At 66.4% G+C, this 14492-nt stretch carries 10 protein-coding genes; 2 read left to right on the top strand and 8 right to left on the bottom strand.

Annotated features, from left to right (window positions below; all coding sequences use genetic code 11):
* Positions 1 to 63 precede the first annotated feature (63 nt).
* The 5 genes from ACQPZ2_RS12285 to ftsY form a co-directional block, all read right to left on the bottom strand.
* Positions 64 to 378, bottom strand: coding sequence for a hypothetical protein (locus tag ACQPZ2_RS12285; protein WP_433525644.1), 315 nt, complete (start codon positions 376 to 378; stop codon positions 64 to 66).
* 108 nt (positions 379 to 486) lie between these two features.
* Positions 487 to 2943, bottom strand: coding sequence for a [protein-PII] uridylyltransferase (locus tag ACQPZ2_RS12280; protein WP_433525643.1), 2457 nt, complete (start codon positions 2941 to 2943; stop codon positions 487 to 489).
* A gap of 87 nt (positions 2944 to 3030) precedes the next feature.
* Complete coding sequence (locus ACQPZ2_RS12275; protein WP_063045789.1) at positions 3031 to 3369, bottom strand: P-II family nitrogen regulator; 339 nt, start codon at positions 3367 to 3369, stop codon at positions 3031 to 3033.
* Between the two features lie 4 nt (positions 3370 to 3373).
* Positions 3374 to 4753 (bottom strand): ammonium transporter, encoded by a 1380-nt coding sequence (locus ACQPZ2_RS12270; RefSeq protein WP_433525642.1) that lies wholly within the window; start codon positions 4751 to 4753, stop codon positions 3374 to 3376.
* A 235-nt stretch (positions 4754 to 4988) separates the two neighbouring features.
* Positions 4989 to 6620: a signal recognition particle-docking protein FtsY gene (gene ftsY / locus ACQPZ2_RS12265; protein ID WP_433525641.1), complete on the bottom strand. Its 1632-nt coding sequence runs from the start codon at positions 6618 to 6620 to the stop codon at positions 4989 to 4991.
* 111 nt (positions 6621 to 6731) lie between these two features.
* Between ftsY and ACQPZ2_RS12260 the strand changes: the two genes are divergently transcribed.
* Complete coding sequence (locus ACQPZ2_RS12260) at positions 6732 to 7121, top strand: DUF2237 family protein (RefSeq protein WP_019048221.1); 390 nt, start codon at positions 6732 to 6734, stop codon at positions 7119 to 7121.
* 73 nt (positions 7122 to 7194) lie between these two features.
* On the opposite strand, the gene ACQPZ2_RS12255 is transcribed toward ACQPZ2_RS12260, so the two are convergent.
* Complete coding sequence (locus ACQPZ2_RS12255; RefSeq protein WP_433525640.1) at positions 7195 to 7983, bottom strand: TetR family transcriptional regulator; 789 nt, start codon at positions 7981 to 7983, stop codon at positions 7195 to 7197.
* Between the two features lie 106 nt (positions 7984 to 8089).
* On the opposite strand from ACQPZ2_RS12255, the gene ACQPZ2_RS12250 reads away from it, so the two are divergent.
* Positions 8090 to 9007: an NmrA family NAD(P)-binding protein gene (locus ACQPZ2_RS12250; protein ID WP_433525639.1), complete on the top strand. Its 918-nt coding sequence runs from the start codon at positions 8090 to 8092 to the stop codon at positions 9005 to 9007.
* A 46-nt stretch (positions 9008 to 9053) separates the two neighbouring features.
* Here ACQPZ2_RS12250 and ACQPZ2_RS12245 read toward each other — a convergent pair whose 3' ends face one another.
* Positions 9054 to 9947 (bottom strand): IS982 family transposase, encoded by an 894-nt coding sequence (locus ACQPZ2_RS12245; RefSeq protein ID WP_433523587.1) that lies wholly within the window; start codon positions 9945 to 9947, stop codon positions 9054 to 9056.
* A gap of 61 nt (positions 9948 to 10008) precedes the next feature.
* Positions 10009 to 14406 carry a tetratricopeptide repeat protein gene (locus ACQPZ2_RS12240; RefSeq protein WP_433525638.1) on the bottom strand — a complete coding sequence of 1466 codons (4398 nt, stop codon included), beginning with the start codon at positions 14404 to 14406 and terminating at the stop codon, positions 10009 to 10011.
* Positions 14407 to 14492 lie beyond the last annotated feature (86 nt).

Raw genomic sequence — 14492 nt, 5'->3', positions numbered from 1 at the left:
CTTGGTATCCCAGGGTAATGGGACTGCCCACCAGTTCGCGCAAGCGGTGCTCGCTTCGTGGCGTTATTCCATCGCGCGGCGGCGCGGTCTGGCGGTTTTGCGGTAGTCGTGGTTCTCCAGAGCAACCATGAAAACCGCCTCCCGACCGGTGAGGCCGAGCTCGAGGGCCAGGTCGTCGAGCATGGCCCAGTCCGTGCCTGTCGGCACATCGTGGGTGGCAACGGTGGTGGCAATCGTCATAGCGGTCACAGCCTGCTGACCGGTCAGTGTCCGGCCGGGCAGCCAGGAGACCACCCACCGATCACCGCCGACGCAGCGCGCCATATGCGTGGTCTCGTCACTCGTCATCATCGACGCCGAAACGACTTCAATTGCCACCGACCTGCTCCCCTCATGCTCGCGATAGCCAGACGCTCTGATAGTAGGGTGCGCCGGGCGCGCTGCATACGCTTTCAGCAAATCATGTGCAAATGTCAATCACTCCGGTCAGGAGTCCGAGCCGGTACCGGGTGGTCCGACTCCCTCCGGCGGCTTCGGGGCGGGCCGCGGGACCACGGCCAGAACCGCCTTTTCGACGGTTTCGCGACGCTCCGGAATATCGACGCCGAGGTCGAGGCTGAAGGCATCGACCACCGCGGAACCCATGGTCACCACCTTCGCCCAGCGCACGTCGGCACCGCATTCGGCAAACGCCGCGGCCAGACGGCTGAGCAGGCCGATCCGGTCCTCGGCACGCAATTCGAGGACCACCTGGCCGGGAGTCGATGCCGTCGACCAGATCACTCGGGGCTGTGCCTGCGCGTACGGGTTCGGGCGAGTACCGGTGGCCTCGCGCTCCCGCTTCGCGAGCACCGCGGACAGATCCAGATCGCCCGCGCTCGCCCGGATCAGCTCCTGCCGCAGCAGTCCGCCGTCCGGCGGATCGCCGAACTTCGGGGAGACCACGAAAGTATTGATGGCCGAGCTACCTTCGCTGCCGACGGTTGCCGAGAGCACCCGCAGCGAATGCAGGGCCAGCACCCCGGCGGCATCCGAGAGCAGGCCCGGCGTATCCGGCGCGATCACGGTGACCGTGTAGGTGTACTTGCCCTCGCCGGGCCGCAGATCGACGTGCACGCCACCCGCCGCGGCCTTGGCCAGCAGTTCCGGTGCGATCGGCTCCGGCTCCGGCAGCTGATCCCCCGCCATGACCAAGCGGCAGCGCCGCACGAGTTCCCCGATCAGCGAGGCCTTCCAATCACCCCACACGCCGGGTCCGGTGGCCAGCGAATCGGCCTCGGCCAGGGTGTGCAGCAGTTCGAGCAGTTGCACGTCGCCGCCGAGGGCATCGACGACGAGTCCCACGGTGTCGGGATCGGCCAGATCGCGGCGAGTCGCGGTGTCGGGCAATAACAGATGGTGGCGCACGATGGCGCTGAGCGTGCGCACGTCCGATGGCCACAGGCCGAGACGCCGTCCGATATGGGTGGCCAGTTCGGCGCCGACAATGCTGTGGTCACCGGTGCGACCCTTGCCGATATCGTGCAGCAGCGCACCGAGCATCAGCAGGTCGGGACGGGCGACGCGGGTGCTCAACGCGCTCGCATAGGCGACCGTCTCCATCAGGTGCCGGTCCACGGTCCAGGTGTGCAGGGCATCGCGCGGCGGCAGGTCGCGCACCGCACCCCATTCGGGAAGCAGCCTGCCCCACAAGCCCGTTCGGTCCAGTGCCTCGACCGCATCGATGACGCCGCGGCCCGCGCCGAGCAGGATCAACAGGTCGTTGACCGCGTCCTTGGGCCAGGGTTCGCGCAGCTCCGGCGCATCCTCGGAGAGCCGGTTCAGGGTCGTCGCGGACATCGGCAGCCCGGTCTGCGCCGACGCCGCGGCCACCCGCAGAATCAGTCCGGGATCGCGCTGCGGCCGCGCATCCCGGGCCAACACGACCTCCCCCGCGTGTTCGACCACCCCCTCATCGAGTGGTCGACGAACCGGCATGCGACGCAGTCGCGCGAGACCACGACGCGGTAGCGCATTGGCCGCGGTGCGCAGACCGACATCGACCGAGTAACTCACCGTCCGCGCCGAATCGCTCAGTGTGCGGGCGAGATCGAAACGGTCACCGATGCGCAAGGCCGCGCCGATCTCGTCGGCATCCTGGGCGCGCAGCTGATCGCGCGCCCGGCCCGCCACCCGATGCAGCTCCGTGCGAACATCCAGCAAACGGCGCCGCGCGTGCTTCACCCCACCGCCCGGCACATCCGGCCCGAGACCCGGCATCGCATCGGTCAGCTGTGCGATGGCCAGCGCGTCGAGCAGTTGGATATCGCGCAGTCCGCCGCGCCCGTTCTTCAGATCGGGTTCGGCACGATGGGCGATCGCACCGCTGCGGTCCCATCTGGTCTCGGCCTGTTCGATCAATTCGTCGAAGCGCGAACGGATTCCGGTCCGCCACTCCCGGCGCACCCCGCCGATCAGCAGATTGCTCAACTCGATATCGCCGACGATGTGCCTGGCCTCGAGCATGCCGAGGGCCGCGATGAGATCGTCGGAGGCCACGCGCAATGCCTGCGGCACGGTGCGCACGCTGTGGTCGAGCTTGATGTGCGCGTCCCACAGCGGATACCAGAGCTGGTCGGCCACCTCGGCCACCCGCGCCGGATCGACGTCATCGTGCAGCAACACCAGGTCCAGATCGGAGTACGGCAGCATCTCCTTGCGTCCGAGTCCGCCCACCGCGACCACGGCCAGACCGCTGTCGCGGCCGATGCCGAGATCGGTGCCCTTCGTAGTCAGCCACAGTTCGAACAGATCGACCAGCGCCGAACGCAGGGATTCCGCGTCCAGACGCGGATTACGGGGCAGTCCGCCCTCGAGCAATTGATTGCGTGCCCGGACCAGGTCGGTCGCGCCGTTGGAGACATTCTCGGTTACCTGTCTGCCGTCTTGCTCGTGACTACCCACAAACCACCGTCCATCCAAATGCGTACGGCCCCGCCCCGACCGGGCTATCCGGTGGGAGCGGGGCCGCCGCTCGATTTCGATTTCCGCTTACAGAGCGTCGGTACCGCGTTCGCCCGTCCGCACTCGGATGATCGACTCCACCGGGGTCACCCAGACCTTGCCGTCACCGATCTTGCCGGTGCGGGAGGCCTCGACGATCACCTCGACGACCCGGTCGACCGACGCATCGTCCACGACAACCTCGACCCGAACCTTCGGAACGAAATCCACCGAGTACTCGGCGCCGCGGTAGACCTCGGTGTGCCCCTTCTGGCGGCCGTAGCCCTGTACCTCGCTGACGGTCATGCCCAGCACACCAGCCTGCTCGAGCCCGGATTTGACGTCCTCGAGAGTGAACGGTTTGACGATTGCGGTGATCAGTTTCATGTCGTCATGCCTCCTTGACGGCGGTACGTGCCGTGCCACCCACAGCAGCGAAATCGTATGCCGTTTCAGCGTGCTCGGACTCGTCCATGCCCACCGACTCGGCTTCCTCGCTGGCGCGCAGCCCAATGGTGAACTTCACGATATAGGCAATGATCAGGGTCGCGATGAAGGAGAACGCAAGTACCGCACCGGCGCCGACGGCCTGACGCCACAGCTGGTCGAAACCGCCGCCGTAGAACAGGCCGGTCTTGCCCGCGCCCGCCTCCGGCGCGGCCACGAGGCCGACCATGAGGGTGCCGATGATGCCGCCGACGAGGTGCACGCCGACTACGTCGAGCGAGTCGTCGAAGCCGAACTTGAACTTCAGGCCGACCGCGAGCGCACAGACCGCACCGGCCACGAAGCCGATCACCAGGGCGCCGACCACGTTGACCGAGGAACACGACGGGGTGATCGCGACCAGACCGGCCACCACACCCGAGGCCGCGCCCAGCGAGGTGGGCTTGCCGTCGCGGACCTTCTCCACCAGCAGCCAGGCCAGCATCGCGGCACAGGTCGCGAGGGTCGTGGTGATGAAGGTCGAACCGGCCAGACCACCCGAGGTGACCGCGGAACCGGCGTTGAAGCCGAACCAGCCGAACCACAGCAGACCGGCGCCGAGCATCACGAACGGCAGGTTGTGCGGGCGGAACGGAGTCTTCGGCCAGCCCTTGCGCTTGCCGAGCACCAGCACGAGGGCCAGGCCCGCGGCACCGGCATTGATATGGACCGCGGTACCACCGGCGAAGTCGACCGCGAGCAGTTTGTTCGCGATCCAGCCGCCTTCGTGCACGACATTGCCGTCGGCATCCTTGACGTCGAAGTCGAAGACCCAGTGCGCGACCGGGAAGTAGACGACCGTCGCCCAGATACCGGCGAACAGCAGCCAGGAGCCGAACTTCAGGCGGTCGGCGACCGCACCCGAGATGAGGGCAACCGTGATGATCGCGAACATCAACTGGAACGCGACGAACACGGTCGCGGGGATCGTGCCCGCGAGCGGGATGTTCACTGCCGCAGTGGTGACAGCACCGGTGGCGTCCTTGACCTCGGCAACCGAATTGCCGCCGATCAGACCTTTGAGACCGAAGAACTGCGCCGGATCGCCGACCACGCCGAACTTGTTGTCACCGAACGCGGCCGAGTATCCGTATAGCGACCACAGCACGCCGACCAGACCCATGGCGCTGATGCTCATCATGATCATGTTGAGCACGTTCTTGGAGCGGACCATGCCGCCGTAGAAAAACGCCAGGCCAGGCGTCATCAACAACACGAGCGCTGAACTGGCCAGCATCCAGGCGGTGTCACCGGTGTCCGGTGCACCGGTAAGGGGAAAAGCCACCTTAATGTCCTCCTCATCTCGGGCCCTGCCGACTCCGGCAATTGGACCTGCACAGAAGGGTCGCCATTCGGTGTTTCATCCGTGATGATGCTGTGTTTCACCTAAGTGAACGCGTGGGGCAGTTGTGTTGCTACCACGTTTCCTGGCGTACACAGACGTTTCATCGCGGGTGTGCGATGCGTGTCGGAGCAAACCGACAGCTGTTTCCGAGGAGAAGGATTCGGTGGCCGCGGAGCTAGCCGAGCAACGCGTCCACGAAGGCGCCGGGCTCGAAGGGAGCCAGGTCGTCGGCGCCCTCGCCGAGGCCGACCAGTTTCACCGGAACCCCGAGTTCGTGCTGCACCTGGAAGACGATGCCGCCCTTGGCCGTGCCGTCCAGTTTGGTGAGCACGACTCCGGTGATATCGACCACATCCGCGAAGACGCGCGCCTGCATGAGACCGTTCTGTCCGACGGTGGCGTCCAGCACCAGCAGGACCTCGTCGACCGCGGCCTTCTTCTCCACGACACGCTTGACCTTGCCGAGCTCGTCCATCAGACCGGTCTTGGTGTGCAGTCGGCCCGCGGTATCGATCATGACGACATCGACGCCGCCCTCGATGCCCGCGCTGACCGCGTCGAAGGCGACCGCGGCCGGATCCGCGCCCTCCTTGCCACGAACGGTATGGGCGCCGACCCGCTCACCCCAGGTCTGCAGCTGATCGGCGGCGGCGGCGCGGAAAGTATCGGCGGCCCCGAGCAGGACCCGGCGGCCGTCGGCGACGAGTACGCGGGCGAGTTTGCCGGTCGTGGTGGTCTTGCCGGTGCCGTTGACACCGACGACCAGCAGGATCGACGGATGGTCGTCGTGCGGGAGCGCGCGTACCGACCGGTCGAGTTCGGGGCGTAACGCCTCGATCAGTACCTCGCGCAGCACGGCGCGGGCCTGTTCGGTATTGCGGACGCTGCGCGCGGCCATCTCCTCGCGCAGGCGATCCACCACCGCGGTGGTGCTCGCGGTGCCGAGATCGGCCAGGACCAGGGTGTCCTCTACCTCTTCCCAGGAATCGTCGTCGAGGTCGCCGCCGCCGAGCAGGCCGAGCAGGCTCTTGCCGACGGCATTCTGAGAGCGGGACAGGCGGCCGCGCAGGCGCACCAGGCGGCCCGCGGTCGGCTCGATTTCTTCCAGGGCAGGGGTGGTGGCCGCGTCGGCGGCGGTGGGTTCGGCCGCGGTTTCTACGGCGTTCTTGTCCGGAGCCGGCGCTGGTGCGGTGGCTGCGGGCGGGGTGGTGCTCGTGGGCTGGGCTGGTTTGGTGCCCGTCGGTGCGGTGGGTTCCGTCGGCGTGGCGGTGTCAGCGGGCGCGGCGGGGTCCGCAGGCGCGGTCGTGTCCGAGGGCGCGGTGGCATCGGCGCTGGTGGGCGGGGCCGTTCCGGGTTCGGTGGTTACTTCGTCCGACTCGACCGCGGTATCCGAATCGACCGTGGCCGTGGCCGATTCGGCCGTGGTGCCCGCACCATCGGTTTCGACCGGTGCGGATTCCGCGGTTTCGACATCGCCCTCGGGCAGCGGCACATTGGTAATGCCACGTTTCGGTGCGTCACGCGGAATCGCCGCGTCGTCGCCGACATGGGGTTGCCCCTCCGTATCGGTCCGCTCGATCGGCGCGGGCTCCGGGCGTGTCGCGGTGGCCGTGCCGCCCTGACTGAAGTTGAAGCCACCGGAGGCCGCGTATCCGCCGGACCGGTCGGTCAGTTCTTTCTCGGCGGCGGGTGGCGTCAGCGTGACGCGACGGCGCTTGTACAGGACGAATCCGGCGACAAACGCCACCACCAGCAGGGCGGCGACAGCGGCGATCAGGATCCAGGCTTCGGAGCTCACGCCGACCATCCTTGCAGAACCAGGTCATCCGCCTTACCACAGCGTCCTGGACCCGACACACAACCCCCGAGATTTCTTGTCCTGCGGAACTTCTCGCGAAGTGACAATAGTATCGGCGACGTGACCGATCGAAACGTGCTTGGGGGGCCGCTGGAAGAGTGCGGCACCGATCCTCTCACCGGCTTCTACCGGGACGGCTGCTGCAGTACCGGGCCGGAGGATCTGGGCAGCCATACCGTGTGCACCGTCGTCACGGCTGAATTTCTCGAACACCAGGCGTCCATCGGCAACGATCTGAGTACGCCGCGCCCGGAGAACAACTTCCCGGGCCTGCAGCCGGGCGACCGGTGGTGTGTGGTGGCCGTGCGCTGGTTGCACGCCCATGAGGACGGTGTCGCCGCGCCGGTGGTGCTGGCGGCTACCCATGAAAACGCCCTGGAAGTGATCTCGATGGACATCTTGCGCAAATACGCCGTCGATGTGCCGGACGACGTGAGCGACCTGCTCTAGCTCCCCCGCCCTTTTGCCGACCGTCGATGCCCGGATCGTTCCAGGGCAGACGGTCGCCGAACATTCTGTCGTGTTATCCCAGAACGGCCGCCTCGGCCCGCGCCGCGCGGGTGGTTCGTCGGCGGTGTGCCTTCTGACGGCAGGCCGCCGAGCAGTATCGGGCCGGGCGGCCGGTGCCGGTGGGGTGGATCTCGGTGCCGCAGATCGGACAGGTTTCGTTACGAGGGCCGGTTTCGTTACTGAACTTGGCCTCGGAATCGGGTTTCGTTACGGCTATGCTTCCGGGATTCGCACGCATGGCATCGAGCATGATCGCGACAGCCCGAATCAGTGGCCCACCGGGGCGTTGACGTCGTTGAACCGCGACGCATCCGGTGAAAATGTCCAGCACATCGGCGATTTCGAGATCGGAGCGGACCGCGCCTCGGCGCTGCGCCGCCGTCAGCAGTGCGCCGAGCGCGTGATGAAAGCGGTCGCCCGCGCCTCGTAACAGCGCCTTCGGCCAACCGTCATCGGACTGGACGACATCGCAGAGCGCCTGGCTGCCCGGGGCCGACATGACCACCTCGGTGCAGACCGCGAAGAACGCGGCACCCGGATCCGGCGCGTCGAGATATTCGGCGGCCAGTGTCGCGAGCCGGTCGACGCGCTGCTGCATAACCGCTTCCAGCAGATCGGTTTTCGTGGGGAAATGCCGATAGACGGTGCCCGCGCCCACCCCGGCTCTGCGGGCGACCTCGGCCAGTGAGACCGAGGTGCCGTGTTCGGCGAAAGCACGTTGCGCGGCGGCCAGCACCAGCGCGCGATTGCGGCGGGCATCGGCCCGCGCGGAAGACGCCGGAGTGGACAGCGAAGCAGACATTTCGTTACGGCCTTCCGTTTCCTGGACCTGGCCAAGCGGGTGGCCACACCCATATCGTGCGAATACGGGTTATCCGACCCGATTGTATCGAGCAGAGAAGGCGAGCATGTCCCTTCAGCAGAACCCCATCCTGGTCACCGGTGCGACCGGCAAGCAGGGCGGCGCGACCGCGCGCCGACTGCTGGCCGACGGCATCGCGGTGCGTGCGCTGGTCCGCGATCCGCAGACGCCCATGGCTCGCGCATTGGCCGACGCCGGTGCGGAATTGGTGACCGGTGACTTCGACACTCCCGCAACGCTGGACACCGCCGTCGCCGGAGCGCGCGGTGTATTCCTCATGCCGCCAGCCGCTTTCGGACCGAACGGCTGGCAAGCCGAGTTGGAGGCAACCCGCGGTATCGCGGCGATCGACGCGGCCAAGCGTGCGGGGGTCGAACAGATCGTCTTCACCGGCGTCGCTTCGATGACCGATGACGCGGCCTGGGGCCAGTCCGGAAAGAGCAGCATCGAGGCGGCTGCGGCGGCCAGCGGTCTGCGCTACACCCTATTGCGTCCGGTGCGCTTCATGGAGAACTACGTTCTGCGTGGCAGTCCGGTGGACGGCATCATCGACGGCGTGCACAAGCATCTGTTCCCGGCGGACCAGCCGCTGCAGATGATCGCGATCGACGATATCGCCGCCTTCGCCGCACTGGCCTTCGCCGATCCGGATCGCTTCCACGGCCGAACCCTCGAATTGGCCGGTGACGCGATAACTCCCGTCGCGGCCCTTGCGGCGATCACCCGGGCCACGGGATATCCGGTGCGCTATCACGAGGTCACCGAGGCCGAAGCGGATGCCATCGGCGAACAGATCGGCAACACCTGGCGGCTGCTGCGCGAGTCCGCGGGCTGGCACGCCGACATCCCCGCGCTTCGGGAAATCTACCCCGCCCTCACCACCCTCGAATCCTGGCTCACCACAACCGGTGCCGCCGTGATCAAGGCACAACAGGACAGCGACCGTCTCGCCGCCTCGCACTGATCGGAGTCGTCGGGATCCGCACTAGACGAGTAAGTCCGAAGCCTGGTCAGTGGTCGTAGGCGATCAGTGAGCGGGTGACCGGTGCGGCGATCGTGTGGTTGTGCCAGATCGCGGCGGCCATCGCCAGCACGCGTTGGGCGACGCGGATCGCGACGCCCTGGCAGGAGCGTCCGCCGTGGTCTTCCAGGTCGAGTTGCCCTTTGAGGGTGTCGTTGACCGACTCGATCAACTGCCGCACCTTCTTCAGCAGCGGTTCACCGTAACGGGCCTTCTCATCCTTGCGGGATGGCCGCAGCATGGTGATCCCGTACTCGCCCAGCAGTGTCTCGAAATCACGGCCCGCGAAACCCTTGTCGCAGATCAACAGAATCCCGTCGTGCTCACCCGCCACGACCGCGTCGACCTCGAGCATCGCCGAAAGCACCTCGCGTTCACCGATTTTCGGGTCTGCTAAGGCCCACATGATCGGCATCCCCGCCGGGGTACACACCAGATACAGTTTCAAACCCCAGTAGAACCGTGAATGCGACGCGCAGTAGCCGTAACCGGCCCACCCGGCCAGCTCCGAGCGCGCCACTGTGGGTCGGGACATCCCGCACGGTATCGGGGTCGAGTCCACGATCCAGCAGTCATCGAGCCAGAAATCACTCGACCGCGCCAGCATCCGAACGACCCGCTTGACCAAGCCCAGAGCCGCCCGAAGCCGCTTGTTGTAGCCGGACTGCTGCGGCAGATACGGAAACATGCCGGTCAAATGCTTGCGGGCATACCGCAGCCAGTGCGCCTCGGAGGTAAACCCCAGCAGCGACTGCGCCACCGCCAGGCACACCAGTTCCGAATCGGTCAACACCGGAGGCCGCCCAGTCCACCGCGGTCCGGTCAACTCATCATCGATCTTCACGTACAGTGCGGTCAGGAGGGCGTCCAGATCGTTCGTCACACAATGATCTTCGACGCCCTCCGCCATGTCCGGGCATCACGGGGACTTCGGACTTACTCGTCTAGTGCGGATCCCGACGAGACGGTGAAGGTTTTCCATTGGGGCAGGCGGCTCGGGTACGACGGGTATCGGGGTGTTCGGGACCCAGAACACGAAGCTGGTCCGCCAGGAGTTCTGCGTATTCGGTCGCGGCGGTTACGGTGTCGCCCGCGGAGTCGCGGGCGTGCGCCAGGTGGAAGCGGGTGCTGAGGGTACGCGGATGGGACCGGCCGAATATTCGAAATTCGTCGGTGAGCAATTGCTCGAAATCGCGCACGGCGGATTGCGGATCGCCGGATTCACCACGCCAGCGAGCCAATTCGTTTCGGTTCAACAGCGTATCCGGATGGTCATCGCCGAGCACTCGGACGCGATCGGTGAGCAGCAGCTCGAGGCGCTCGACCGCGCTGGCCGGATCACCTTGCGCACCAAGCCAACACGCCATGTCATGGCGGGTGCGGAAGGTGTTGGGGTGTTCGGGTCCGTGCACCCGGATGCGATTCACGAAGACGTACTCGAATTCGGAAAGGGCCGTGGCGATATCGCCGCTCTCGGCCCGATAGTGCGCGAGATTCGCACGGGTGCGCAGGGTGTCGGGGTGGTCCGGTCCGAGTACGCGCTCCCGGTCGACGAGCAGATGCTCGAATTCGATGACCGCCGCGGCCGGATCACCGCTTTCACCGCGCCAGTAGGCGAGGTTGTGCAGAGTCGTCAGCGTGTCGTGGTGGTCGGCGCCGAGAATGCGCCGCCGGTCGTCCAGCAGTTCCTCGTATTCGGCTATGGCGGTGGCGTATTGGCCCGCCTCACCGCGCCACTTCGCCAGATTGTGCCGGGTGCGCAATGTATCGGGATGGTCGGGACCGAGGATGCGCAGCCGCATCGGGAGCAGTTCCTCGAGTTCGGCGAGCGCGACAGCGGTATTGCCGCTCTCACCGCGCCAGAGCGCGAGGCGGTGCCAGGTGTGCAGGGTTTCCGGATGCAAGGGTCCGAGCACTTTGCGCTCGTCGTCGAGCAGTTGTTCGTATTCGGTGACGGCCGTGGCGATCTGGCCGCTCTGGCCGAGGAAGAATGCGAGACAGTGCCGGGTACTGAGGGTTTCGGGGTGCTCCGGGCCGAGGATGGCCAGTTGATCGCGCAGCAGCAGCCGGTACTCGGCGACGGCCGCTGCCGGGTCACCGCTCTCCCCGCGCCAGTAGGCGACCGCGTGCCGGGTGCGCAAGGTGTCGGGATGATCGATCGGCAAAACCCGCTGCCGGTCGGCCAGCAGCTGCTGGTACTCCAGCACCGCGGTGGCCGGATTGCCGCTCTCCCCACGCCAGAAGGCGAGTTCGTGACGTGTGCGCAGGGTATGCGGGTTATCGGGGCCGAGGACCCGGATCCTGGCCGGGAGCACCTGCTCGAATTCGGCGACGGCGGTGAGGTAGTGACCGATTTCGCCATATAGGTGGGCGAGGTTGTGGCGTGACTTCAGGGTGAGCGGCTGATCCAGGCCGAGGATGCGGCACTCGTCCTCGATCAGCTGACGGAATTCGCCGATGGCCCTGTGGTGTTCGCCGCTTTCGCCACGCCAATAGGCAATGCTGTTGCGAGTGCGCAGCGTTTGCGGATGTTCCGGACCGAGAATACGGGTCCGATCGGTCAGCAGCTGCTGGAATTCGGCGATGGCGGTGGCGTGGTCGCCGCTCACACCGCGCCAGCGCGCAATATCGTTGCGCGTGATCAGAGTATGCGGATGATCGGGACCGAGCACCCGCTCCTGTTCCGCGAGCAGCTGCTGGAATTCGGTGATGGCGCGCATGTGATCGCCGCTCTCGGCATGCAATTCGGTCAGGTGATGGCGAGTCTTGAAGAAGGCCGGATCGGCCGTGCCGGAAATGCGTTGCTGATCGACGAGCAGTTGGTGCAGCTCGATGATGGCGGCATCCAGGTCGCCGCTCTCACCGCGCCAGTACGCGAGTTCATAACGGGCGGTGAGCGTGTCGGGATGATCCGGTCCGAGGACGCGCAGCCGGTCGGCGAGCAGCTGCTGGAAATCGGTGATGGCCTGGGCGGTTTCGCCCTGTTCGCCACGAAAATGCGCGAGGTCACCCCGGGTGCGCAGCGTCGCAGGGTCGTCGACGCCCAGCAGCCGGGTCCGGTCGGCGACCAATTGCTCGAATTCGGCTACGGCGGTGCGAAAATCACCGCTTTCGCCATGCCAGCGGGCAAGGTTGGTGCGAATGGTGAGGGTGCCCGGATCGTCCGCACCGAGCGCGCGTATCCGTTCGGCGAGTAGCTCCTGGTGCTCGGTGATGGCGGTGGCCAGATCGCCGCTTTCCCCGCGCCAGAAGGCGAGATTGTTACGGGCGGTGAGAGTGTCGGAGTGATCGGGGCCGACCGCGGATTCGAAGGACGGTATCCAGGCGGCCCACAGATCACGATTATCCGCTGCTCGCGGGGTGTTCAATCGTTCCAGGAAAGCCATCGCGGCGGCCGAATCGCCGTAGCCGAGATAGTGGCGCACCGCCGATCGCCGCGCGTAATCGGTGATCTGTGGTGCGGGTGTCGGCGAGCCCGCATCCACATCGATCACCTCGGCCAGCGCCCGATGCGCATCGCGCCGCCATTCCGGCTGCCCGGCGACCATCAGGGAGCGCCGAAAGGCGTTGTGCGCCAATCCCAGCGTTTCGCCTTCGGTGCCAGGGCGACCGCGGCTGACCAACACTCCCAACCGGACGACCAGATCGCGAATCCGGTTGGTGCTCAGCTCGATACCGAGGAATTCCAGACCGCGCTCGAGCAGCTCCAGCGGCAGCACCGGCCCGGCACCGGCGGCAACCAGAATGCCGAGCAATGCGTATACCGCTGCGCCCGTGGCCGAATCCGTGTTGTCGACGACGTCGCGGACCCGTCGCGACACCAGAGTATCGATGCCGATTCCCCGCTTCAGATCGGAAGCGGTTATATCGGAACGGATTTCCATCAGCAGGCGCGCCAGCAGCCAGCCGCCCGTCGGCGTCTGCTGCAGCAGGCCGTCGATCCATTCGCGCCAATTCGTATGCGCGGTATGGCCGCGTGCCGCCGCGACGGTATTGGCGATATCCGGAGTCGTCGGCGCGGGCAGTTCGATGCGGCGCATATGGGCGAGTCGCGGCGAATTCTCGATGCCGGTGCCCTCACGGATCCCGACGATCAGATGGACGTGCGCGAGCTCCGGGCGACGGGTCAGCTCGGCGACCGCATACGACAGCAGCGTACGGCTGCCGCGCTTGGGTTGATCGAGTCCGTCGACCAGAACGTGCACCGGCTTCGAGGTACGCAGCCTGGACAGCGGCTGCAGAATCCTGATCTCGAAAAGATCGAGCCCACGACTGTCCTGCTCGGCCAGATCGAATTCGACCATGCGCGTCGCGGCTTTGAAACCGTCGAGCCTGCTGCCCAACTGCTTGGCCAGCTCGGCGGTGAACGATTCCATGGAGCTGGTGACGTCGAGAAATATGGCGGCCGTGACGTATTCGGCCTTGATCGGCAGCGTATCCACCCAGCCCGGGCGGATCAGCGTGGCGAGCAGCGTCGATTTACCGCAGCCCGCCGGACCGAGCACACCGCGCAGCCGTTCCTCGCCGGAGTCGACCACCTGGGTCAGCCGCTCCCGCAATGGCTCCGAAATGACCAGACCGTTGATCAACTGGTCGATGAAACCGGCCGCGGCGGTGCCGCTGACCGCGTCCTCACGGCGGGCGGCATTGGGCACCAGCCAGAGCCCGGGATCGCTGCTGGCTGTGCGGATTCCGGAGGTGAACGAGAACGACTGCGGCTCCAGCGCGGGGCACTGGCGCAGTGGCTGCACCAGATCCGAGGGCAGCAGACTTTCGCCGCCGTGCGGTACCCCTTTGCCGAAGGTGGTGATGATCGTCCTGGTGAAACAGCCGAAATAGGCGGGTCCGTTGCCGGTGGCGACCAGCAGTTCGACGCGCCCGTTCGGGCCGGAGGCCTCCGGCCAGCGCCGGGCGGCCCCGCGCACCCCCTCCCCCGTCTCGCAGGCGTCGATCAAGACGATCAATCCGTCCAGTGTCGCGGCACTGTTCAGTCGCTCCTGGATTTCCTGTGTCAGGTGAAAGGCGTTGCGCAGCTTGGGCAGCCGCGGTGAGTCACGGGCGAGCAGGTAGAAGTTCTCCGCGGCGGTGGTCATGCCGTGGCCGACGAAGCTGATCAGCAGTGTCGCTTGCCGATTCGACGCGGTGTCGAAGGCTTCGTCCACCGCGCAGACCAATTCGTCGATCGTCGGATCGAGCAGCGGGCCGTCGGTGCCGGTGGCCGGTTGCCAGCCACCGATTTCGCGCAGTTCGGTGTAGAGGCCGTTGGCGAGGTCGTCGGTGAAACCCAACCTGGGCAGCGCTGTGCACTCCGAGCCGACTACCAGCGCCACCCTCCCGCCCATATTTCGCAACGTACTCGGCGGGCGTCGGCGTCGGGCAACAACGCGGAATCGAAAAGGCCACGATCACAAGAGGATCGTGAAGGGGC

The organism is Nocardia pseudovaccinii, from assembly GCF_050942345.1.
Classification (GTDB): domain Bacteria; phylum Actinomycetota; class Actinomycetes; order Mycobacteriales; family Mycobacteriaceae; genus Nocardia; species Nocardia pseudovaccinii.
Note: the sequence above shows the minus strand (reverse complement) of the source record. Positions and strands in the feature narration are given on the sequence as shown.